This window comes from Thiomicrorhabdus marina, from assembly GCF_017571465.1.
Classification (GTDB): Bacteria; Pseudomonadota; Gammaproteobacteria; order Thiomicrospirales; family Thiomicrospiraceae; genus Thiomicrorhabdus; species Thiomicrorhabdus marina.
In genome coordinates this window covers 1-23,118 of sequence record NZ_JAGETV010000033.1, presented here as the reverse complement: position 1 = coordinate 23,118, position 23,118 = coordinate 1, and the positions used below count along the sequence as shown (strand labels likewise).

22 protein-coding genes are annotated in these 23,118 nt (G+C 43.8%); 8 read left to right on the top strand and 14 right to left on the bottom strand.

Annotated elements, in window-relative coordinates; translation table 11 throughout:
- Nucleotides 1–66 precede the first annotated feature (66 nt).
- Nucleotides 67–1,011, bottom strand: a complete 945-nt coding sequence (locus J3998_RS11910; RefSeq protein WP_208150893.1) for a DUF4268 domain-containing protein — start codon at nt 1,009–1,011, stop codon at nt 67–69.
- A gap of 116 nt (nt 1,012–1,127) precedes the next feature.
- Here J3998_RS11910 and J3998_RS11905 point away from each other — a divergent pair, with 116 nt between their 5' ends.
- Nucleotides 1,128–1,538 (top strand): YbhB/YbcL family Raf kinase inhibitor-like protein, encoded by a 411-nt coding sequence (locus J3998_RS11905; protein ID WP_208150892.1) that lies wholly within the window; start codon nt 1,128–1,130, stop codon nt 1,536–1,538.
- Here J3998_RS11905 and J3998_RS11900 read toward each other — a convergent pair.
- The 5 genes from J3998_RS11900 to J3998_RS11880 all read right to left on the bottom strand — a co-directional run bounded on the left by J3998_RS11900 (nt 1,535) and on the right by J3998_RS11880 (nt 6,603).
- Nucleotides 1,535–2,704, bottom strand: a complete 1,170-nt coding sequence (locus J3998_RS11900) for a MerR family transcriptional regulator (RefSeq protein ID WP_208150891.1) — start codon at nt 2,702–2,704, stop codon at nt 1,535–1,537. The two genes, J3998_RS11905 and J3998_RS11900, sit on opposite strands and share 4 nt — an antisense overlap.
- 96 nt (nt 2,705–2,800) lie before the next feature.
- Nucleotides 2,801–4,150, bottom strand: coding sequence for a ribonuclease J (locus J3998_RS11895; protein WP_208150890.1), 1,350 nt, complete (start codon nt 4,148–4,150; stop codon nt 2,801–2,803).
- A 246-nt stretch (nt 4,151–4,396) separates the two neighbouring features.
- Entirely contained in the window at nt 4,397–5,122 is a 726-nt protein-coding gene (locus J3998_RS11890) for an anti-sigma factor (RefSeq protein ID WP_208150889.1), read from the bottom strand.
- Nucleotides 5,119–5,682 carry a sigma-70 family RNA polymerase sigma factor gene (locus tag J3998_RS11885; RefSeq protein ID WP_208150888.1) on the bottom strand — a complete coding sequence of 188 codons (564 nt, stop codon included), beginning with the start codon at nt 5,680–5,682 and terminating at the stop codon, nt 5,119–5,121. The genes J3998_RS11890 and J3998_RS11885 overlap by 4 nt, the downstream gene beginning before the upstream one ends.
- A 390-nt stretch (nt 5,683–6,072) precedes the next feature.
- Nucleotides 6,073–6,603, bottom strand: coding sequence for a DUF3455 domain-containing protein (locus tag J3998_RS11880; protein WP_208150887.1), 531 nt, complete (start codon nt 6,601–6,603; stop codon nt 6,073–6,075).
- A 439-nt stretch (nt 6,604–7,042) separates the two neighbouring features.
- Between J3998_RS11880 and gnd the strand changes: the two genes are divergently transcribed.
- Genes gnd through pgl form a run of 3 tightly spaced genes read left to right on the top strand, consistent with a single transcriptional unit; the run spans nt 7,043 to nt 10,773 of the window.
- Nucleotides 7,043–8,509, top strand: coding sequence for a decarboxylating NADP(+)-dependent phosphogluconate dehydrogenase (gene gnd / locus J3998_RS11875; RefSeq protein ID WP_208150886.1), 1,467 nt, complete (start codon nt 7,043–7,045; stop codon nt 8,507–8,509).
- A 3-nt stretch (nt 8,510–8,512) separates the two neighbouring features.
- Complete coding sequence (gene zwf, locus J3998_RS11870; protein WP_208150885.1) at nt 8,513–9,994, top strand: glucose-6-phosphate dehydrogenase; 1,482 nt, start codon at nt 8,513–8,515, stop codon at nt 9,992–9,994.
- A 41-nt stretch (nt 9,995–10,035) separates the two neighbouring features.
- Nucleotides 10,036–10,773, top strand: coding sequence for a 6-phosphogluconolactonase (pgl, locus tag J3998_RS11865; protein WP_208150884.1), 738 nt, complete (start codon nt 10,036–10,038; stop codon nt 10,771–10,773).
- 73 nt (nt 10,774–10,846) lie between these two features.
- Here the strand turns inward: pgl and J3998_RS11860 are convergent, their stop codons facing one another.
- On the bottom strand, nt 10,847–11,464 hold the full coding sequence (locus tag J3998_RS11860) for a rhodanese-like domain-containing protein (protein ID WP_208150883.1): 618 nt from the start codon (nt 11,462–11,464) through the stop codon (nt 10,847–10,849).
- A gap of 211 nt (nt 11,465–11,675) precedes the next feature.
- On the opposite strand from J3998_RS11860, the gene J3998_RS11855 reads away from it, so the two are divergent.
- Entirely contained in the window at nt 11,676–13,466 is a 1,791-nt protein-coding gene (locus tag J3998_RS11855; RefSeq protein WP_208150882.1) for a Na/Pi cotransporter family protein, read from the top strand.
- On the opposite strand, the gene J3998_RS11850 is transcribed toward J3998_RS11855, so the two are convergent.
- Genes J3998_RS11850 through J3998_RS11830 form a run of 5 tightly spaced genes read right to left on the bottom strand, consistent with a single transcriptional unit; the run spans nt 13,463 to nt 18,774 of the window.
- The gene (locus J3998_RS11850) at nt 13,463–14,728 is read right to left on the bottom strand and encodes a hypothetical protein (protein ID WP_208150881.1); all 1,266 of its coding nucleotides are present in this window, start codon (nt 14,726–14,728) and stop codon (nt 13,463–13,465) included. The genes J3998_RS11855 and J3998_RS11850 overlap by 4 nt on opposite strands.
- Entirely contained in the window at nt 14,712–15,404 is a 693-nt protein-coding gene (locus J3998_RS11845; protein ID WP_208150880.1) for an ABC transporter ATP-binding protein, read from the bottom strand. Before J3998_RS11845 ends, J3998_RS11850 begins: the two co-directional genes overlap by 17 nt.
- 2 nt (nt 15,405–15,406) lie before the next feature.
- Entirely contained in the window at nt 15,407–16,672 is a 1,266-nt protein-coding gene (locus tag J3998_RS11840) for an ABC transporter permease (protein ID WP_208150879.1), read from the bottom strand.
- Between the two features lie 7 nt (nt 16,673–16,679).
- The gene (locus J3998_RS11835) at nt 16,680–17,951 is read right to left on the bottom strand and encodes an ABC transporter permease (RefSeq protein WP_208150878.1); all 1,272 of its coding nucleotides are present in this window, start codon (nt 17,949–17,951) and stop codon (nt 16,680–16,682) included.
- Nucleotides 17,944–18,774, bottom strand: coding sequence for an outer membrane lipoprotein-sorting protein (locus tag J3998_RS11830; protein WP_208150877.1), 831 nt, complete (start codon nt 18,772–18,774; stop codon nt 17,944–17,946). The genes J3998_RS11835 and J3998_RS11830 overlap by 8 nt, the downstream gene beginning before the upstream one ends.
- 99 nt (nt 18,775–18,873) lie before the next feature.
- Here J3998_RS11830 and J3998_RS11825 point away from each other — a divergent pair, with 99 nt between their 5' ends.
- Nucleotides 18,874–19,362: a hypothetical protein gene (locus J3998_RS11825; RefSeq protein WP_208150876.1), complete on the top strand. Its 489-nt coding sequence runs from the start codon at nt 18,874–18,876 to the stop codon at nt 19,360–19,362.
- 10 nt (nt 19,363–19,372) lie between these two features.
- Here J3998_RS11825 and J3998_RS11820 read toward each other — a convergent pair whose 3' ends face one another.
- Together J3998_RS11820 and J3998_RS11815 are read right to left on the bottom strand one after the other, a co-directional pair.
- A complete protein-coding gene (locus J3998_RS11820) occupies nt 19,373–19,792 on the bottom strand; it encodes a secondary thiamine-phosphate synthase enzyme YjbQ (protein WP_208150875.1) in 420 nt (139 codons plus the stop codon).
- A 69-nt stretch (nt 19,793–19,861) separates the two neighbouring features.
- Nucleotides 19,862–20,296 carry a group II truncated hemoglobin gene (locus J3998_RS11815; protein WP_208150874.1) on the bottom strand — a complete coding sequence of 145 codons (435 nt, stop codon included), beginning with the start codon at nt 20,294–20,296 and terminating at the stop codon, nt 19,862–19,864.
- 97 nt (nt 20,297–20,393) lie between these two features.
- On the opposite strand from J3998_RS11815, the gene J3998_RS11810 reads away from it, so the two are divergent.
- Nucleotides 20,394–20,672, top strand: coding sequence for a (2Fe-2S)-binding protein (locus J3998_RS11810; RefSeq protein ID WP_341829271.1), 279 nt, complete (start codon nt 20,394–20,396; stop codon nt 20,670–20,672).
- Nucleotides 20,673–20,779: 107 nt separating this feature from the next.
- Nucleotides 20,780–22,825, top strand: a complete 2,046-nt coding sequence (locus J3998_RS11805) for a M3 family metallopeptidase (RefSeq protein ID WP_208150873.1) — start codon at nt 20,780–20,782, stop codon at nt 22,823–22,825.
- The last annotated feature ends 293 nt before the right edge of the window (nt 22,826–23,118 follow it).

Below are 23,118 nucleotides of genomic sequence, written 5' to 3'. Positions count from 1 at the left end.
TTCGGTAAAACGTTTTTTCATTTTGAAATCTCCATTCGGATAATTTAATTGGAAATCTCATCAATGTCATGGTTTTAAATTTAGGGGATAGGTCAATTCTTTTTGAGAGAATAATTGGTCAAAAATAAACTCGTTTTCTTTTTTATTTCCTCTATCTATGTATAGTTCAGCTCTTCCATAATGCTTAGCAGCAGCAAAGTTAAAGCCTACACCACGAACTCCTGATCCAGCTCCTATCCAATTGGCTACACCAGGACTAATATTTTGATATAAGTTGGATTGAGTATTATTCATTGTTTGGATTAGTTGAGTCCAAAACTCTTTTCTGACAATGTGGCGGTTTTTAAGTTGGGTTTGCGAGTCAATATCATCTCGTGCTTTTTCAGCCATACCAATCATGTAATCTTCAGCATCTTGGGTAGGGATAATTTGTTCAATATTTAAAAATAATTCTTCACCCATAGCAAACGGTGTAGCACGAAAACATTGTATTTGAAGTTTAAAATTCATTAACCATAAAACTGTGCTTGTAACTTCCTTTCTAAATTTTGCTGCGATTAAAATAATACGTTGAGACACTCCTTTATTTAATACGATTTCTTCAAAATCATGTCCACCCATAAAGTCTGAAATACGTTCTTCAGCATTACTCCCAGGTTCATTAATATCAAGATATTGTTGATAAATTTTAGATATATTTGATTTTGATAGTCCTGAGCAATAGGACGCATATTTTAATGATTGCCATGTGACATCTTTGCCTGAATCATCGAGTTTATTTTCAATAATAACCAATGCGCCTTGTTGGTCTAATGCTAATAGATCTAATCGTTCATGAGTTTCATCAAAACCGGAGAATTCTTTTTGAATAATCAATAAATCTTCACCAAGTACAGAAGGCTCTTTAGCAATCCATTCTTGTAAATGATCTCTTTCACGGAATCCAAGGGAAGAAAAAGATTTTTGCTCAAGACGTTGGATGCTATTAGAAGATTTGTTTATTTTGTACATTAAAAAATACCAAATAATATTTCAATAAATTACATATGCTAGTTAATAGTCAAAGAAAAATCTACTGTTGATAGGAAAAACGGAGTCAGTTTGAGAGCATTTAGAGTGAGAGTCAGATGAAAGTCATTGTTCAACAAGAACCCACAGGCTGCGGGATTGCTTCGTGTGCGAATATCCTTGGTAAGTCTTATGCCGAAATTCAAGCAGTCGCTAATTCCATCGGTATCTTTGCTGACGATCAAGCTTTGTGGTCGGATACTCAATATGTCCGGCAGTTATTAGCGGAATTTGGTGTGCAGACTTCTGCAAATAAAATCCCGTTTACCACTTGGGATGACTTGCCGGATTTAGCGTTGCTTTCGATAAAGCACCACCAAGAAAACGGCATAAACTTCTGGCATTGGGTGGTGTTTAAACGTATTGCTGGTACGCCTTTTGTGCTTGATTCAGCCGCTTATCTTGATAACAATCTGCGCCAAGATTTTACGGAAATACATCCAAAATGGTTTATCCAAATTTTGGATTAGCGCTTTTGCAAAATAAAGAATTCATAGCCAAATTCGCCGAGATAGTTGTCATAAATTGAAAGTTCGCTGTTAAGGTCTTTCAAAACTACTGAGTCTTGCAGTTCGGTTTTAAGCTCATTTAAGCGGTGTTTTAGGGGATGGATATAGTTATCCCAAGACGTTTGGCTTAAGTCAAAATGATGCAATATTTCAAAACCTGCCTGTTGCATTTGTTGGCAACGTTTAGCAACGGTTTGCATATCAGGGTATTCGTTCTGCCAAAAAGCTTGGCACTCTTTACTAGGCGATTCATTTAACCAAACGAGATCGCTAATCACCATAAACCCTTGTGGCTGCAAAAATTTTTGCCAAACGGTGAGAGCCTTTTCGACGCCCATAATATAAGCAGAAGCCTCTGCCCAAATAACCTCAAATTGCTGACCTTCAAAGGGCAAGTCGGTCATACTGGCACAAATTGGTTGCAGTCGAGCACTCAGGTTTTGCTGATCGGTGATTTGTTTGAGTGCTGCGATTGCTGGAGGATCATTATCAATCACGGTCAAAATAGCATCGGTATGTTCCGCCAAAATTAAGCTACTAATGCCTTTTCCACAACCAATTTCAAGAACCGTTTCAGGTGAATGTGGGATTTTCGATAATGCCTTGAGTGTATCGTTTTGACTGCCAGGCCCCCAGCGCTCAAGGTTTTGAAAAACCAACATAAAATCGTTCATATAGCGTTCGTGTTCGTTCATATCTTTTGATAACCATTTAAGATGAAGAGCTTCGCGTTCAGTAAAGCCTTGTTTCATTAACCACTCAAAATGTGCCTCGGGTGCCAATTTCTGGGTTTGTTGATGCCACTTTTTTTGGCTACTTTTACCAAGTATTGTGGTGAGTAAATCTCGAGAAATTTGTTTTTGTTGTATCTCTTTTTCTAGTTGAATTAAGCGTTTTTCAAGGACTGCTTTATCTATTTTGCCGTTTAGGCAAGCCTGGCACTCTTTTAAGTTCAGTCCGGAATTTTTTAGTTGATTCAGGAGAATAATTCGTTGTACATCTTTGTCGTTAAAAATACGGTAATTGCTAATAGTGCGCTGACTTTGAATCAAACCGATTTTTTCGTAATACAGAACGGTTGAACGGGATAAACCAACTTTTTCAGCGAATTCACTAATGCGGTACAAAACGGCTTTCCTATCACTTGAATAGCTTAAGAGTGAAAGCACTATAAACTGTGAAGTTATAGACGGGTCAATGATTTTTTGAACCTAAATGATCTTTTACGGCTCTAAATCCAGAACCCCAATCTTTGTAAATCCGCTTTGCATTTTCACAAATGGCGCAATCTTAAACAGGTCGCCATTCATTCCAGCACAGACTTCTTTTATTCCGGCCTGTTTAGCGAGTTCTGCAAGTGCTTGTAGATGTTCTGGTTCGCCGTGGGTTGGGATTAAGGTTTTAGGTTTAACCAAACTAAATAGTTCTAAAACATCTTGTTTGGCGGGATGGCCGGAGGCGTGCAGCGGTTGGCTCTGGTCTTCGGCATGAATGACTTCAATGTTTTGATTACGCAAACGCGAAATCAACAGGTCGATTTTCTTTTTATTTGGCGGGATTTTAATGGCGCTGAAAATCACCGTGTCGTCTTGCTCCAAAAACAGCCAAGGATGGCGTTGATTGGCTAATTTAGTTAAGGCAGCGCGCGGTTCGCCTTGCGAGCCGGTAGCGACTACTAGAACTTCGTCTGGCGGCAAATAGCCGATATGTTTCGGGTCAATCAACTCCAACTCTTTTGGCCAGTAGTTAAGACGTTTGGCAATCGATACCATGGTTTCCATAGAACGACCGAATACGGCCATTTTACGGCGGCATTTTTTGGCAATCTTCGCCAAGGTTATCAAACGCGCGATATTACTGCTGAAACAACTGACCACCACGCGGTTTTGGCATTTGGAGATGGTTTGGTAAAGCCCTTGATAACAGGCGCTTTCCGATAAGGTCTTGCCTTCTTTGTTGGCATTGGTGGAATCGCAAATCATCGCATCAATCGGATAGCTGCTAAGCAGCGAATACAGCGCTTTATTGAACGGTTGACCGATTACCGGATTGGCGTCGATTTTCCAGTCGCCGGTGTGCAGAACCTTGGCAATAGGTGTTTCGATTAGTAGACTGGCGGCTTCCGGCACGGAATGCGGCATCGGTAGCCAAGTGACCGAAAATTCGCCGAAATCATATTGTTCTTGAAACTCGATTTTATAAAGTGGAATCGAGTGTCCCCAAGTGACTTGGCTAAGCTTGTTCAATAATAGATGATAGGCGAACGGTGAGGCATAAACGGGTGTTTGCAGACGAGGCCAGAGTTCGACAATCGCCCCCAAATGATCTTCATGTGCGTGGGTGACGATAATTGCCTGTAGGTTCTCGGATTGTTGCTCGATAAACTTCGGATCCGCAGTGACGCGTCTTTCACGCAAGCCTTCATGCAAAAAGCCCATGCCACAATCCACCATCAACCACTGTTTGTTGTGGCCGTATAGGTTCATATTCATGCCGATTTCTCCAGTACCGCCGAGTGGCAGGAACCAAAAGTCGTTTTTAGTCGGCAATGAAGGGGTTATATTCGTGGTCATAGGTCGTTTGGATTCGGGTTTTCGCTAAGTTTTTCTATTTGAACACAATCGGTCGGAGTAACGGTAAAAGCGGCGTTTATTTGTGAAAAATTACCCCTTGAAAAACAGGGGAAATAACCTAATATAAAGAATGGAAAAAATTGATGTTCACTGACCGTTTTTGGTCATCAAGAAGTTGATCTTATGCCGTCTACTCCAAATTGGAGTAGACGGCTTTTTCATACCTAAAAATGACGATTCAAAAGTTTAGATTGCCGGTTTACCGCGCCCGATTGAGTAAATAGGACCGGTTGGTTTGCCGGTTGCGGAGCCGTTTTCGTCTTCAAGCGTCAGTTCAAATAACTGGTTTGGTTGCAATGGCGGTAGGTCTTCAATATTAATTTGTAGACTTTGGCCTTTTTTAACTAAACCAAGTGATACCGGCGCATTCCAGCCATCGGCTTTGGTCCAGAATTGCAACGCTTTACCTTCAGGAATTTCCACTGCGCCGAGCGGAATCAATTCGATTTTATTGTTTTGTCCCGCTTGGATGACCCAGCCAGGCGCTTTGTTTTGTGGTTCTACCAAGACCGCGATATAGGTAGTTTTGGTTTCTACAGACTGAGTGTTTTGCAGTAACTGCACACTCAGCAAAATGCTGGTGAAAAAACCTGCCAAGGCAAAACCACGCCATAAGTTTAAGCTGTCCCAAATCGAATTTTTATTCGTCTGTTTCACGATATTTTGGCGCTGTTGTTGTTCCAGAGCGTCAAGGCTGCGTTCAATTCTTGCACCAAGCGGTTGAGAAAGCGGTTCCACAGGCAGTTGGTCGCTAATACTTAACATCTGATTTTGAAAATCATTGACCTGTTTTTGTAGCGTAATATCATCGCGCAGTTTGGCTTCAAATGCGGTTCTTTCCGGCGCACTCAGTAGCCCCAATACATAGAGTTCGGCATAGTCTTGTTGTTGATTTTGAGTGTTGTGATTCATTGCAGACACTCCTTTAAAGCCTGCAGGCTTCGTCTTATCCAAGTTTTTACCGTACCTAAAGGTGTATCCATTAACGTAGCAATCTCGTCTTGTGTATAGCCGTCGATATAGGCGTGCAAGATGCACTGCTTACTATTGTCATTGAGTTGTTCGATGCAGTTGTGTAATGACTGCTGTTCAAGGTGCTGTTCCGGTTGCGAGACGAGTGTTTTGTCTTCGTCTTGGTTTTGTAAATTATCCAGTAAATCGGTTAAAAATTCTGGATCGGCCTGTACCTGCCGTTGGTTTTTTTGTAACGCATTCAGTGCTAGATTTCGTGTTAGGGTGTAAATCCAGCCGCGTGCAGAACCCAATTCTGGGCGGTAATTAACGGATTGTGTCCAAATCTTTAAAAATGCGTCGTGAACAATCTCTTCTGCTAAGGCACGGTTTTGCAAAATTCGGTACACCACCGCCATCAGGCGTTGCGATTCTTGTTGGTAGAGGTCGTTTAGGGATTTGCGATGACCGCTAGCGCAAGCTAAAAGGGCGGCTTCGTAATCAAATAGAGATTCTGACATAGCGGTATTATCTTTCGACTCTACAAAAAAAGCCCAGTATAACTAGGGTCTGTTTAAAATTCATATTTGATTCTGTTGTAGCCTAAAAATTCGGCAATCAAAGCGCTTTCTCGACTTACCCCTACGGGCGTCGAGTTTTTAGGCACAACCTAACAAAAAACGAGCCATTGCCATTTTTACGCCAACTGTGTTGAAAATGCGTTCAAATAGAATAACTATTTCACACGATTTCCGCCTTGTTGGACGCAAAAATGGCTGTGGCAGAACCTAATTATGAATTTTAAACAGACCCTTACTGGGCTAATTATCAACGCACAATTTTGCCCGCTGATAAAAAGAGAGGCTTAGTGAAGTGAATAAACCTAAGCTCCCTTTATTTGTTAAAGCAAATTATTTTGCTTTCCAGAAAAGGTAGTCGCCCGAGTAGTTGACAATCATTGTGTGCCCGATTTTGTTCATTGTGCAGGCTTCAGCCGGTGCTTTACCGCCGTTTAGGTTGATGCGTTGGATGTAAGTCACACCTTTCAGTTCGCCATCACGTGGAGAAGGATTCGCTTTAACCAATTGCATTGGAATGCTGCCCGCTTTTGATGGAGACGTTGCTAGTTGTTTACCGGTAATTACCGAACCGTCTAGCGCTTCCCAAGTTGCTGGACCACCGTAATATGAAACTTTATGATTGCCTTGGATGTCAGTAAGGATTGCACGTGGTCCTGCAAATTTCCATGCTGCTTTTCCGCCTTTATCCTCACATTTCCATGTGATATTACCTTTTGCATGTGTTGCCATTACCATTTGATTCCCGGCCGGTACTTGAACTTCTTTTGGAAGTTGTGATTGGCTGAAACCGCCTGCTTGAACATTGATTGCAACAGCAAATAGACCTGAAAGAGTAAGTGCTTTGGTTAATACATTTTTCATCTGATTTTTCCTAATTTATTTTAAAAACAGCAGGATTGAAGAGGATTATTCTCTGCCTTTCAAAAGGTACAACCGACGAGTTTTGGATTTGGATTCAAAAAAAATGAAAAAAAATTATTTAGTTAAATTTTTTTCCTATAGAGCGTTCTGTGCACGCTCCTTGCTGAAACCCATCGAACAAAGTGTTTGGCGTAAAGGTTTTGTTAAGTTGCACTGTTTTTGTGCAGTTAATGACCTTTAGGGAAACGCAGAATAAGCTCTTATTGACTTCGTCTGAAGTCATTTGGATGTGTTCTGTGTTTGCTTAGCTTACGGTTTCATACAAATCTCAAATCAGTTTTATAAAAGATAAACGAAAAATTCACTTTATTTTTATGCGGCTTTTGGGCATTGTGATAGGTCTTATTACTCATTTTTTACCGAAAGTTTTTGCAAGGAGATGTTGATGACACAGCAAGCGGATATTGGGCTGATTGGTCTAGCCGTTATGGGGCAGAATTTGGTTTTGAATATGACTGATCACGGCTTTAAGGTCGCGGTTTATAACCGCTCGCGTGAAAAGACCGATGAGTTTCTAGCTGCTGAACCGGATAATGAAAATTTGCTTGGTTGTTTCAGTATCGAAGAACTGATTTCCTCGCTCGCCGCACCGCGCAAGATTATGTTGATGGTTAAAGCCGGTGAAGTGGTCGATCTGTTTATCGAGCAGTTGTTGCCTTACTTGGATGAAGGCGACATTATTATTGACGGCGGTAATTCGTTATATACCGATTCGCAACGCCGCACTGATTACTTGGCGGAAAAAGGCATTCAATTTATCGGTACCGGCGTGTCCGGTGGTGAAGAAGGCGCGCGTTATGGGCCGTCCATTATGCCGGGCGGTAATGTAGCCGCTTGGGCTTCGGTCAAACCGATTTTCCAAGCCATTGCTGCCAAAGCCGATGATGCGCCTTGTTGTGACTGGGTCGGTGATGGCGGAGCCGGTCATTATGTCAAAATGGTGCATAACGGCATTGAATACGGCGATATGCAGCTTATTGCCGAAAGCTATCATCTAATGCGCTACGGCTTAGGACTGAGCGCTGATGAGTGCCAAACCGTATTTGCCGAATGGAACACTGGCTTATTGGATAGTTACTTAATTGAAATCACCGCCGAAATTCTTAAATTCAAAGATGAAGACGGAGCGCCGCTAGTCGATAAAATTCTGGATGCGGCCGGACAGAAAGGTACCGGTAAATGGACCGGAATCAGTTCGCTTGAACTCGGTATTCCGGTGACATTGATTACCGAATCAGTCTACTCGCGTTGCTTGTCGGCATTAAAGGACGAACGCATTAAAGCACAAGCGCATTTCGGAGAAATTCCGCCGACACCGGCTATGTCCGAGCAAGAAAAAGCCGAAATGTTACAGGCCATTCATGATGCGCTGTATGCATCGAAAATTATCTCTTATGCGCAAGGTTATATGCTGATGCGTGAAGCCGCCAAAGAGTTCAGTTGGCAGTTGAACTACGGCGGTATTGCATTGATGTGGCGCGGCGGCTGTATTATCCGTTCGACCTTCTTGGGTGAAATTAAAAATGCCTACGAAGCTAACCCTGAACTGAGCAATTTATTGCTTGCTGATTTCTTCAGCAATGCACTGCAAAAATCTGCTGCCAATTGGCGTAAAGCCGTGATTTTTGCCATTCAACGACAAATTCCCACTCCAGCTTTAAGTTCTGCTTTGACTTTCTTTGATGGCTACAAGAGCGCGACCTTGCCGGCCAATATGATTCAGGCACAGCGCGACTATTTTGGCGCACACACTTATGAACGGATTGATGCTCCACGTGGAACATTCTTCCATACAGACTGGATTCAATCAGGCGGGCGAGTCAGCTCGACCACTTACGAGGTATAAATTATGGCGCAACCCTGTACTTACGTGGTTTTCGGTGCAACCGGAAATCTTTCCATGACTAAACTTATGCCGGCGTTTTACCATCTGGAAAAACATGAACGTTTGGATAACGATGTCAAAATTCTCGCTATCGGTCGTCGTGATTGGAGTCGTGAGCAGTGGTTGGAAACCGTAAAAGAAGCCGTTATTCCGAAAGCACGTGGTGGTATTACCGATGAGGTATGTGATCGTTTCTGCAGTCGATTGGATTACTTCAAAATGGATATTCTCGATGGCGAGGATTACGTCAAACTGAAGGAACATATCGAAGCCAATAAATGGCCGACCAATATGGCATTTTATTTGTCACTTGGGCCGGATCAATTTGCACCGGCTGTGGAGTTCTTAGGCAAAGCGAATATGCTCAAACAAGATGCCGGATGGCGTCGTGTGGTACTAGAAAAACCGTTTGGTTATGATGCAGAAAGTGCTAAACAGTTACAGAAACGTCTGAACCGTTATCTGGATGAAGAACAAACTTACCGCATCGATCATTATTTGGGTAAAGGGATGGTGCAAAACCTAATGGTTTTCCGCTTTGCCAATTTAATGATGGAACCGCTATGGAATCGCAATTACATTGATCATATTCAAATTACCCATGCCGAAGATAAACCGGTCGGTACCCGCGCCGGTTACTACGATACCAGCGGTGCTATGCGCGATATGATTCAGTCGCATCTATTGCAGCTATTAGCATTGGTGGCGATGGAACCACCGGCGTCAATGGAAGCGGAAGCCTTGCGAAACGAAAAGGTGAAACTATTGCAGTCAGTGCGGCCGATTCTGAAAAAGAATGTGCATACCCAAGCTTATCGAGCACAGTATTCGGAAGGGATGGTCAATGGCGAAAATGTCCCGTCTTATCTGCAAGAACCCGGAGTTTCGGAAGAGAGTGTCACCGAAACTTATGCGGCTTTGAAACTGTATGTTGATAACTGGCGTTGGGCGGGGGTGCCGTTTTATATTCAGACCGGTAAAAACATGCCGAAAAATCGCACCATTGTTGCGATTCGTTTCAAGCATCCGCCGAAGCAGTTTTTCCGTGAATCGCAAGTTAAGAAAATGGAGCCGAATTGGGTGGTGTTTGGGATTCAACCGGAAGAGTCGATCCGTATCGAGATTACGTCTAAACAGCCCGGTTTGGATATTATCACTCAACAGACCAGCCTAGACGCCACTTTGAAAGGTGATGAACAGACTTCTTACGATGCCTATGAAGAACTGTTGTTGGATGTGATTAAAGGTGATCGCTCATTATTCCTGCGTTATGACGAAGTGAAAGCGGCATGGAATGTTGTTGATCCGGTGTTACAAGCTTGGGCGTCGGAAACCGCTTATATTGATACCTATCCGGCAGGAACTTGGGGGCCGGATGGCGCTAAGAAACTGTTTGATCATCCCGAGCAGTGTTGGCGTTATCACTACACGCCGGAATGTGCTTAGGGAAACACAGAACTAAGTCCCCATAGGCGATAAGGAAGTTTATGAGCATACAAACGTTAACTTTTGATAACAGCTTAGAAAAATGGCAAATCTATCAGCAAACCGATGAGTTGGTGGATTTTGCGGTAGAGTATATTTTGCAGTGTGCTAAAGAGGCCATACAAGCTCGTGGCGGCTTTAACTTGGTTTTAGCTGGAGGAACTACGCCAATTGCGATTTACAAGCGTCTGGCGCAGCTAAGTGATGAGGAAGCGCAATTTTCCAAGTGGTGTTTGTTTATGGGTGATGAACGTGTCTATCCGGCTGAACATGCTGAGCGTAATAGTAAGGCGGTGCATGAAGTTTGGTTACAGCATGGGCAGATTCCGAGCAAGCATGTGTTTATGATGCCGACCGAATTGGGTCTGGAAAATTCGGCTAAGATTTTCCGCGATATGATTGAAGGCGTTGATTTTGATCTGGTATTGCTTGGAATGGGGGAAGACGGTCACACTGCCAGCTTGTTCCCTGGACATGAAATTCCTGAAAATCACGGTTTAGTTTTGGAAACTCAGTCACCAAAACCACCAAGCGAACGTTTAAGTTTATCCTATCAACGGATTAATTCTGCAGCTAAGGTACTTAAATTAATCACGGGTTCTGCCAAATACGATGTCACTCAGTTGTGGTATCAATATTTGCAGATGGGTAAGGTTGCTGATTTACCGATTGCTAAAATTGCCGCGCAACAACAAACAATCACTATGTTGGATCAGCAAGCATTTAAATTAGCGACCTAATACGTCTAATAATAGCTTTCAGCCATAAAAAAACCGGCATTAACACCGGTTTTTTTAATCAATCCAGAAAGGCTTATTTTTCTAGGTAAGCTTTTTCTTTGTCGATTTTATAAGTCCAAGTATCCGCTGGGTTATCAACTTTCCAACCGGCTTTCATACGCCATTGTTTGTGAGGGCCGTCTTTGACTTTACCGCCTTCAAAACCGTCAGTCATGATGTAAACATTTTTATAGCCGTACTGATCAAGCATTTTCGCTGCAGGTTGCGCACGAGTTGCGCCAGAACGGCACATAATAACGAAAGCCGTGTCTTTGTCTGCGCCTAAATCAAACAGTTTTTCTTCAAACTCAGCAATAAAGTTATCGTTAATTTTTGAGCTATAACGCGGTTTTTTCTCGTCAAATTTATTGAATTGAAAAGTTACTGAAGGAATCATGATTTGCGCCATTGGCGTATAACCAACAAATTGCCATTCTGCAGGAGTACGCACATCAACTAGGACAACGCTATCGTCTTCTTTCATCCATTTGTAGGTGTTAGCAGCATCGATATATAGTCCTTGAGGAGTGTGACGATCAGCCTTAGAAGGCGCTGCACCAGCATACTTGCTTGCTTCAACTGCGTAAGCACCACTTGTTACTGCAAGAGAGGCCGCTAGAAGTGCACCAGCTAGAATATTCATTTTTTTCATTGTTGGTTTCCTTGATTGTAAAAACGTAATAATAACTTCGTTATAAAGAATGTAAATTACAAATGACTAATGTAACAAATTAGTAATTGCTAATATATAAATTTAACATTAAATATTTTTATTTCTAATGCAGACATGATTGAAAATGCGTTTCTAAAAAGCCAATCGGCTAAAATTTCACTCTGACTTTTACGTAATAAGGTTACAGTCGATGCGCGATTTAAGTAGAAAACCTTTAGTTATCATTATCGCTTTACTGGCGTTAGTTACCTTTTTCGGGCAAACCGCTACTGCGAATAGTGTTGTGGCAGCGGCTTTAGACAATACCCACAATCATATTGATTGGTGGCAGATGGCGATGTGGCTTGCCGGCGGCTTGGCGCTATTTCTGTATGGCATGGACTTAATGGTTAAAGCCTTATTGATGGTTGCCGGTGAGCAGATGAAAAACCTGCTGGCGAAATTGACTACCAACCGTGTCATGGGTGCAGTGACCGGTGCCGGTGTGACCGCGGTTATTCAATCATCGTCGATTACCTCGGTGCTGACGGTTGGTTTTGTTTCCGCCGGTTTAATGAGCGTTACCCAAGCGGCCGGGGTTATTATGGGGGCAAACTTAGGAACCACCATTACCGCGCAGATTGTCGCCTTTAAAATTCAGAATTTTGCTCTCTTAATGATTGCAGTCGGTTTCCTGTTTCAGTTTATTGGCAAGCTACCGCGCACCAAAGCATTTGGGCTCTTAACGCTTGGGCTGGGTTTGATCTTTTTCGGTATGAACCTGATGAGCGAAGGCATGGCACCTCTAAGAACCTACGAGCCGTTTTTGCACCTTATGGTGCAGATGGAGCATCCGTTTTTAGCAATTGTTGTCGGTATGTTGTTTACCGCTCTGATTCAATCTTCCTCGGCAACCATTGGCATTGTTATCGTTATGGCGGGTAGTGGCTTAATAACTCTGCCAGCAGGGATTGCCCTAGCGATGGGCGCACATGTAGGAACCACGATTACTGCGATGTTAGCGACCATTGGTAAGTCTCGCGATGCTCTACGTACAGCATTAATTCATCTGTTTTTTAATGTTGGCGCGGTATTAATTTGGTTGCCGTTTATTCCCTATTTAGCGGAAGTGGCAATGATGATGACGGCATCTGAGCAAGCCAATGTCGCCGCCGATATGCCTCGTCAAATTGCACATGCCAACACTTTATTGACTCTGGTTGCTTTGCTGGTCTTCTTACCGTTTGCTACTTTATTTGTATGGATGGCGACCAAAATGGTACCCGTAATCGAAGAAGAGAGAGACGGCCTAGCCTTCAAAGCGAATCATTTGGATGAAACTTTTGTCGGCACACCAAGTGTTGCTTTGCAGGCGGTCACTATCGAGATTCAGGATTACCAGAAGAAACAAGGCTTGTTTTACAAACGCATGGTAGCTTTGATTTCCGAGCCGAAGTTAGAAAAACTCAGTAAAGAAGCGGTTAACCTTCAGCGTTTTAAGTCTTACCAGCAGGAGATTATTAGCTATTTATCACGCACCGCTCAGGGGTCTTTGACCGATAGCGAACAGAAAACCTATTCCGAATTAATGATGATTGTGCATGGTTTTGAATCGATGCGCACTGCGATGGAAGACCATATTATCAATGTCTTGCAACGCATGGTCAGTAGCAATATTAAACCAAGCGCCACCATGCTTAATTTGGTCGGGCAATTGACCAATGAAGTCGCCAAGGCGATGGATAAAGGGCTGGTGGCGATTCTGGAAAACGATAAAGATGCGGCGATGGTGGTTATGGGGGCTGAACAGACTATCGAACACCTGATTGAAGAATCCTTGGCACACCAACTAAAACGTTTCGAAAAAACCGAAAAGCGTTTGGAAGTGTTCCGCTTTGAGATGGAAATCATCGAAGGATTTAAACAGCTTTACAGCCTGTCTAAGCGTCTGGCGCGTTCTGAACTAGCAAAGGCCAATGCTGAATCACAGAATCAGGCTTAATAACGAAAGAAATGTTCCCACTGTAGATAAATCAGTGCCGAGTAACTTAAATTCTGAGAGGAATTTTCGCTTTGTAGTCCGGTAAATTCGGAACCGCTTTTACCGAAGGGTTGTTGCCAAGTGATGAATAGTTGATCGTTTTCGGTGACTGATTGCTGTAATTGTAGTGACAGTAATTGACTGTTATCTTGCCAATTACTAAGCAAAGAGCCGCTAAAACTCAGTAGCGGGTTTACCTCAAGTGTCATACCGATAGAAGTGTAGTAGTGATTACTGTTGAATACTTTTCCTTCGCTCTGTAAACGCAATAATTGTTCGGAAAGCTGCTCGATTTTCGGGCGTGTTATGGAACTGCCGTAACCGTTGTAAAACAGCTCGGCAAAGATGACTGCTTGACGGTTTTTAATCGATATACTGTTTTGCCAATTCAATATTCCGTTAATGCTATGTCGATTAACTTCATTATCATAACTCCACAATAAATCCAGATTCCATAAGCCATTTTCACGGCTTTGGCTGAGCTGCCAACCGACTAATTGCTCGCTGGCATCTTTCATCAACAGCCACTGCTGGTCGGTGATGCTGTCTTGCGCAAAGTGATACAGCTTAACGCCGTAACTGCTAGCAGTATGGCTTAGCTTCTTCGTTTCGGTGTCGCGTTTCGGCAGGATAAACCAACTGAATTGGTCGCCGTTCTGTAAGGTGTTCTGGCCGGTAATCATATCGACCCCGGGTTTATAGCTTTTATCAATCTGTATCGGTGAGAAGGGGTTAACACGATCTAACGGATTGAAAGCCATGCCGTTACCCCAACTCAATGCCTGTCGTCCCAAGGTAAAACTGTAGTAGTCACTACTGTAGGTTGCGGACAGTCGGTCGATTCTATGCAGCGTATAATCCGTATCCGAGTCAGCAAGAATATCGCTCAGTCTAAAAAGTTGTAATCGGTCTGGATTGTCGGAATTTACGTTTGTGAAATTCAAATCCGAACTTTTTATGCCACTGATTTGGTAATCCAGCGCAAAACTCCAGTTTTCTTGAAAAGCCCGCTCTTTGATTCGTAAATCGTAATTAACCGCTTTTTTGCTAGGTGAATTTTTAAAATTCTGCGAAAAAATCGCGCTTTTAAAGTGTCCTTCAAGCGCATAACTCGAAGTAGGGAGTGTGGCAAGTAAGGGTAAAGGCAGAAAAACGCTTAAAACGGCTAATTTGAGCGAATTTTGCGTTTCAAAACGGAAAAATGGCTTAAGCGAGCGAATCATGGATGATTTTTCCGTCCGCCAGTTCGATTTTTCGCTCAGCGGCTTGAATCACTTGTGGATCGTGGCTGGAGATAATAAAAGTGGTGCCGAGTTCTTGGTTAAGTTGTTTCATTAACTGCAAAAGCTGTTCGGAATTTTTGGAATCTAAGTTCGCGGTCGGTTCATCGGCTAAGACGATTTTCGGCTGTGCGACAATCGCACGTGCAATCGCCACGCGTTGTTGCTGACCACCGGAAAGTTCTGCCGGATGCCGGTGCATCAATTTACTCAAACCGACTTGCTGAAGAATGTATTCACTTTTTGCTAGTGCATCTCGATTGCTAAAACCTTGCATCTGCAAAATAAAAGCGACGTTTTCCAATGCACTGAATACCGGCACTAGATTATATGACTGAAAAATAAAGCCGATTTTGTGTAGGCGTAGGTCGGTCAGTTCGTCATCGCTGTAATGGCTAAGCGGATGCTTATCTAAAAATACTTCGCCGCTACTTGGTCGATCTAAACCGCCGATTAAATTTAACAGGGTGGTTTTACCGGAACCGGAAGCGCCGTATAGACAGATAAAATCGCCGCCGAAAACTTCTAGGTCGACTTGGTCAATCGCTTTGATCACGCTGTCGCCGTCGGCAAACGCTTTGCAGACTCCCTGACATTCAATTACGGGCGAATGAAACATAATTAATCCTCTAATGAATTACGTGTTTGCTGCAAGACTTTAAATCGTGTTGCACGCCAAATCGGGATAGCGCCAAGTAGCAAAAGGGCACCGATTAATTGTAGTGTATTGCTCAGCCATAGCTCGATGTCGTAGCCTAAAAACAGTTGATGACTAATACCTATCCAAGCGGTGCCTTCGGCAAGAAAACTCAAGTCGATGCCATCCGGCAAGCTGGCGACTAAGGCAAACATAAACGCCCAACTTAGTGCTGTGCCGATGCTGAGAATTGCCAGCAATTCCAACAATAATAATCGGCGTAGATGACTCGGTTTCAATCCCAAAACAAACAGCCTTTGCAGTTCGGTGCGCCGTTCGTACAACGACATATACAAGGTGTTCAAAAGTGCGAATAACATCAGTACGCCAATCATCGCCAGCCAGACCCAATTGAAGCTATCCATCATGCTAATCGAAGCGAAGGCGTAGGGTTGCAAATCACGCCAACTCAGTAATGATTCTTGTGGAAATTGCTGTTTAATTGACTCCAACTGCGGCACGGAATCGGTGGTGATTTTGGCTTCTTGTAAGGTTAGTGTTTGCGGATTTTTCAATGAAATTTGATTGACTTGGTTTTCCAGCAGTAACCATTTTTGGGCGGTCGCCAATGGCATAAACAACATCGTTTTTTCGACATTTGGATCACTGTGTTCAAAGGCGGCGGTAATGCGTAAACCAATCTCTGCTAACTTGCCGTCTTTGCCTTGCGTCATTAATACCAGCTTACGACCGACAGCGGTATTGAGCCTGTCTAATAGTGCTTTACCGACAATGAGTTGGTAGGGGTGTTTAGGATTATTAAAACCGCTGATTTTCTCCTGTTCGGCAAAGCGGCCGATAAAAGAAACATTGTTTTCTCGGTTGAGATTAACGGCGAGCAAATTCACGCCGACTGTGTCATATTCGCTTTTAGCGATAGCCGGAAGATTGAGACGCGGCGCCCAAAAAAGCGAACTGTTTTGTAAGGTCTTCTGCTGTTCGCTGCTCAATAAAAAGCGCTGCTCAATGTCTGGGTTTTGTTGCATCTGTTCAGTTTGAATTTGCCATTGCGCCCCGAGATTATTCAGGGTGTTATCGAGCATCGAATTCGCCCAAGACAGCATCAAAGAATTGAAAAACAGAATCGATGCAAGCCCGAGAAAAGTCACGCTAATCAAGATGCCACTGCGCTTTGGATAGCGCCATAAATTACGCCATGCGAAGAGAAGAATTGGTCGGCTCGTCTGCATAGTTTCCTCACAATTGGCGGCTGGTTAGCGGTTTGATTTTGGCGATGCGGAAGCGCACCATAAATGCCATCAAAAACCACGACAGAAGAAAAACCAAGGGTACAAAACCGAGACTCATCAAGCTGAGTTGAGGATAAAGTGTGCCGCTGATACCGAATTGCGCAAACAGTTCTTCCATGCCGGGGAAAGTGATCCCAACTTGCATAAAGTAAGCGCTGACGATAACGCTGAGTAGCCAGCCAAGCAATAATCCGAGTGAAATCAGCAAGAGCATTTCAAAACTCAACATGCGGCTGATTTGGCTCGGGTGCATTCCGAGGGCATGCAACAACGCAAACTCGTTATGGCGTTCTAGGATACTCATATACAGCGTATTAAGAACAATCAACACCACTATCAATAGCAGCGCGCTGTACCAAAGAAATGCGCTGGCGATGTCCATTTGGATGGTTTGATATAGACCCGGCTGCAGGTCTTTCCAGTCGCGCCAACGTAAATTTTGCGGATAGGCATCTTGCTCCAGTTTTTGAAAAAGTGGCTTGGCAAGCTTATCCATTTGTTCTAATTTATCGGTTTTCAAAACCAGTTGTTGCGCCTTATTTTGGTAAGCAAAAAGTTGTTGAAAATCACTCAGTCGAATCTGCGCCAATTGACTATTCAGTTCGCTGATATTTAAGTCAAAGGTGCCGACTAAGGTAAACAGTTCGACCGCTAAACTGCCATAGGCATCTTGGCCAAGTAGTTGTAGTTGGTCGCCGATTTTCAGCTCTAAGGCATCAGCCAATTGTTTGCCGAGGACTATCGGCATGACTTGATTTTGATCGGTAAAATAATTGCCGGCTGAGATATTTTGGCTAAGGCTGGACAGCGATTTTTCGCGTTGCGGTTGCACGCCGATAATCTGTACAGCGCGATTTTTGCTGTCACTTAAATTACTGAGAATCGCAAAACTCTGGGCGCGGAAACTGTAGTGTTTGAGTTGGCTTTGTTGGTCGAGAATCGCCGTCCAATTTTTACCGATAGTGAAGCCGTTTTGTAAATTTGGGCGCTCTGCAAATTCAGGATTTTGCACTTGCGCGAAACCGCTCATCAAACTGAGGTTTTGTTGCTTCATGGTGTCGTAGGTGCCGAATTGAAAGCTGAGCATAAACACCAATAACAGGGTGGTGATGGCAATTGCGCTGAGGGTTAGCCAAGAACGGGTTTTATGACGCCACAGATTTCGCCAAGCCAGTTGGCGTACGCTGCGATTAATAAATTGTTGTTGACGATCACTCATTTTGGATGACCAAATCATTAGGGCGTTCGATTTTCCAAGGGCGAGGCGAGCGCAAGCTGCCTAGGCTGAATAGGTTGTCCGGCATCTGTAAATCGAACCAGATTTGTTCGGTATGCACTTCAGTCCATTCTTCGCTTTTGCCGTTTTCCTGCATGCGCATAATAGTCGGGTAAGCGCCGATTTTGCTGTCACGGATTTCCAACGTAGTCAGTGCGCGAACCGGTTTCATCAGTTGGTCGAAGAAGGTTTCTTTGAGTAGTACGCCGTCTTCACGCACTAACAACTCTTCTTTGCCCCACACCACCGGCGCACTCTCTTTAGGAATTAATTCCAGTTTATAAACAGTCATGTTTTCGCTAAAAGCGTCGATCGACGAGCCGATAATTTTGGCGTTGTAGTCATGCAAAATCTGGTCGCTTTTGGCAAGGTCGTTATAAGAAAAATCCGAGCCCATCCACGACTGGCTCAACATCGAATTCGGCAGTTTGGTAATGCGTTGCAACTTGGGGGTAAACAGCCACATCTGGTTATCGATTTTCAGGATGGCATTGCCGGAATCTTTTGGTGGGTAGGTGAAGCGCATCAGTGAATGGGTCAGACCTTGTGTCCAACCTTCAATCTGCATTTTTCGTTTCCAGTTCGGTCGCTGGATAATCATGGTCACTTGGCTATAGGAGTTTTTGCCGCGCCATCTTTGCAAGGCTTCGGTGATTAACGACTCGGCTGTCGGTTGAACTTTTACTTGTTCAACTACGGAGTCTTGCGCCTGCACAGGCGTGATGGCAAAGGTTAAAATAAGCGCGCTGAAAAGTAGCCAAGGCATGAGTAACCTCACAAAGTTTTGGTTTAAGTTTTTACTATACCGAAACTGACAAAGTTTCACGTGAAACAAATCAAGAAGACGGCAAGAAGGAATAACAGAATGTGTGGTGGAGTGGAATTCGATTGGCAGGGTGAAAACAAGCGCGTGTTCTTTCCGTACCCGAATGCTCAGTTGCCGGTGGTGCGTCGCGACGGTGCAATCGAGATGGTCACTTGGGGACGCCGTACCGAAGAAAACGATGCCGAGGCACAAGATTTTCCGGTTAACGGTTGGGCGCGTTTGGATAGTTATGAAAAACCGAATTCAATGTGGCAACGCTATCGCCATAAGCTGGTACGAATTGCCATCGACGGTTTTATGGAAAAAGACGATAAGGGAAAATCGCACTGGTTTAGCATGCCGGATGGGGAGTGTTTACAAGGGTTATTATTGGTGGTTGAAGGCAAGTGGCGGGTGTATGTAATGACCACCACGCCGCCGGAAAATGCTATCCCGAAAATCGACAGCGCCAACCATGATTTATTCGGCGCACTGGAAACTGAACCGGTGCAAATCCATCAGCGTTGGCCGCTGCATACTCAGCTTTGAGGGGATTAAATCACTCACCATGAATGGTAATCACCAGCTTACGACTACCGCCGTGGTTGCGATGTTCGCACAGATAAATCCCTTGCCAGATTCCAAGATTCAGTTGGCCGTTAGTAATAGGTATATTTAAACTGAATCCTAGCAAGGCTCCTTTTAGATGCGCCGGCATATCGTCCGAGCCTTCGTAGGTATGAGTGTAATAAGGTTCGTTTTCCGGCACGGCGTTATTAAAGAAACTTTCGAAGTCGGTACGAACTGACGGGTCGGCATTTTCGTTAATTGTCAGGCTGGCTGAAGTATGTTGAATAAAGACATTCATCATCCCGACATTGAAGTTTTTCAACTCCGGCAGTTGGCGCAGGATTTCATCGGTGACTAAATGAAAACCGCGTTTTTTGGCTGATAGGGAAATTTCTGTTTGATGCCACATAATCTTTTTACTCTACTTCTTCTTTTTTGTGTAATGTTTCATGTGAAACATTGGTTTGCCATATTAAGTTTAGTTTGTTCCACTTTGCGCTCTATTTTGGCTTGCTTGGCGGATCATTTCGGCGGGTTTTGCGAATTGATTCATTAAGTAAGTTTGCAGTCTCTCAGGATAGTTCTGCTTTTTTAAGGCCACTTGCATGCATAAAAGCCAAGCATCGCGTTCTTGTTCTCTAATATCTAGATATGCATGGGCTTTAGGAATATTAATTGTTCCGTACTTCTCTTGATAAATTTCTGGACCATTCATCCAGCCGGATAAAAAATACAGCAATCTATTTCGAGATTCAGTGAGGTCATCGCGATGCATTTTTCGAATAGCCGCCGCTTCCGGTAAGGTGTCCATCGCATCATAAAAGTCATGGACTAATTGTGTTAATCCTTCATGACCACCCACTGCTTGATAGGTCGCGTCACCCATCCCGTAAACTGGATTTATATTGTTCATTGTATTTTCCTTGACTGTTTCTCGGTTGCCTTTTGCTTACAAACTGAGCAACCGCTAAAATGGTACTCTTTATATTTTTACAAAGTTTATTCAGCAAGTGGAAAAGGATTTAGCCAAACGTTGGCAAGAAGAGTGGCAGAAAAGCCCGAAGCGCAATTTATGCGTCTGTTATGACGTGCCGAAAGAAGAGGTTATGAAGGCGATTGAAGCCGGCGCTGATACTTTTGAAAAGGTCAGTGCTAAAACCTATGCTTGCCAAGGTGCCGGATGTTGCGAACGTTTGATTTATCGTCTGTTGGAATTTCATCAAGCGCATCAAAAAGAACAAGCTAGTTCTGATGCCGATGAACAAACTTTACCAGTCGACAAGGCTTGAATATTTGCAGATAACCCATAGCTAAATAGAAAGTAGTTTTAAAACTCAGTCGCATAATAATATAAATCAGTGTGCTGAGTCATACGCCAATTGAGAGAGATAAACCGATGAGTAACCCATTTTTTGACTTAGATGGATTCCCAAGATTCGACCTGTTTAAGGTTGAAGATATTGCTCCGGCAATGGAACAGTTGTTAGCGCAAAGCCGTGCCGAAATCGAGCGCTTAGTTGCGATGCCGGAAGCACCAACCTGGCAGAATTTTATCGAGCCGTTAGAGCAAGTAGATAACACTTTTGAGCGCGTATGGGGGCCGATGGGGCATCTGGATGCGGTTAAGAATTCGGATGAGTGGCACGAGGCTTACAGCGAGTGTATTGGTCTGGTCACTGCTTACAGTACGGAAGTCGGTCAGAATGCCGGACTGTATGCCAAGTTTAATGCATTGGCGAACAGCGATGAGTTTGACGGTTATTCTTTGGCGCAGAAAAAGGTCATTGAAAATGCGCTGCGTAACTTCCGTTTAAGCGGTATCGCTCTGCCGCAAGCTGAGCAAAAACAGTTCAAAGAATACTCGGAAAAGCTATCGAAATTGAGTAGTCAGTTTGGCAATAATGTTTTGAAAGCGACTCAGAGTTGGTCAAAAATCATTACCGACGAACAGCAACTGGCCGGCTTGCCGGAATCGGCAATGGGCTTATTAGCGCAGCTAGCACAACAGAAAAATCAACCGCAAGGAAGCTGGTGTGTAACCTTGGATTTCCCTTCTTATATTGCAGTGATTACCCATGCGGATAATCGTGAATTGCGTGAAGAAGTTTATCGTGCATTCAGTACGCGCGCTTCCGACCAAGCCGATAATAAAGAATTCGATAACAGCGATTTAATTGAGGAGATTCGCGCTCTGCGTCATCAGAAAGCGCAGGTACTTGGCTTTGAAAACTACGCCGAGTTATCGCTGGCAACTAAGATGGCGGAAAGTACCGAGCAGGTGCTTGGTTTCTTACGCGACCTTGCGCAGAAGTCTAAACCGCAGGCGCAAAAAGAGTTGGCAGCTTTGCAACAGTTTGCTGCCGACGAGCTTGGTATGGACAAGCTCGAGCCTTGGGATGTTAGCTATGTTTCCGAGAAGTTTAAAAATGCGACCTTGTCACTTTCGCAAGAAAAACTACGTCCATATTTTCCCGTTGAGAAAGTATTGGAAGGGCTGTTCACCATTACCGAAAAACTTTTCGGTATTACTCTAAAAGAGAAACAGGGAGTGCCGGTTTGGCATGACGATGTCCGTTTCTTCGAATTGGTTGATGAAAGCAATACCGTGGTCGGTAATTTCTATCTGGATTTGTATGCACGTGAAAATAAACGCGGCGGTGCTTGGATGGATTCGGCAATTACGCGTTGGAAGACAACAACAGGAAAACTGCAAACGCCGGTCGCTTATCTGGTCTGTAATTTCACGCCGCCAGTCGGCGACAAACCGGCTTGTTTGACGCACAATGAAGTGACGACCATGTTCCACGAGTTCGGGCATGGTATTCATCATTTAATGACCAAAATGATTCACTTGGATATTTCCGGTATCAGTGGTGTGCCTTGGGATGCGGTCGAACTGCCGTCGCAATTTATGGAGAACTTCTGCTGGGAGCGCGAGAGTTTGGATCTTATGTCTGGACATATTGACACTGGCGAGAAACTACCGGAAGAGATGTTCAAATCGCTGCAAGCCAGCCGTGGTTTCCAATCGGCAATGATGATGTTGCGTCAGATTGAATTCTCTTTGGCAGATTTTGAATTGCATGCTTTTTATCAGCCGGATCAGGTGGAAGCGTTGACTGATTTAAGTCAGCGTATTCGTGAAGAAGTTTCTGTCATGTTTCCACCGGCGTATAACCGTTTTATGCATAGTTTTAGCCATATTTTCGCTGGCGGTTATGCAGCGGGTTATTTCAGTTATAAATGGGCAGAGGTTCTGTCGGCGGACGCGTTCAGTCTATTTGAAGAGCAAGGAATTTTGAACCAAGAGACGGGTGCTAAATTCCGCAATACCATTCTAGCAGCAGGCGGTTCGATTGATCCTATGCAGTTGTTTAAAGATTTCCGAGGTCGAGAGCCGGAAATCGAGGCGTTATTACGTCACAGCGGTATTGCAGCTTAAATATTGCGATAAAAAAGCCGTATTTCCGGTTAAGGAAACACAGAACAAGTCCAAATGACTTCAGGCAAAGTAAAATTTCGGCTAAGCAAGGCATCTGTTTACAGTCATGTCTAGACCTGGCAAAAACAGATAACACCGCTTAGTTAAATTTTACAAAGCCCCTGTCTCGACTTACCCTTTCGGGCATCGAGTTCTTCGTTTGGGCGAGGTTTTGAAGAGTAACTTCGTTGTTAGCGCTCTCAACCATAGCTAAGGCTATGCTTATCAAACGCTGCCTAGAATTTATCTCTTCA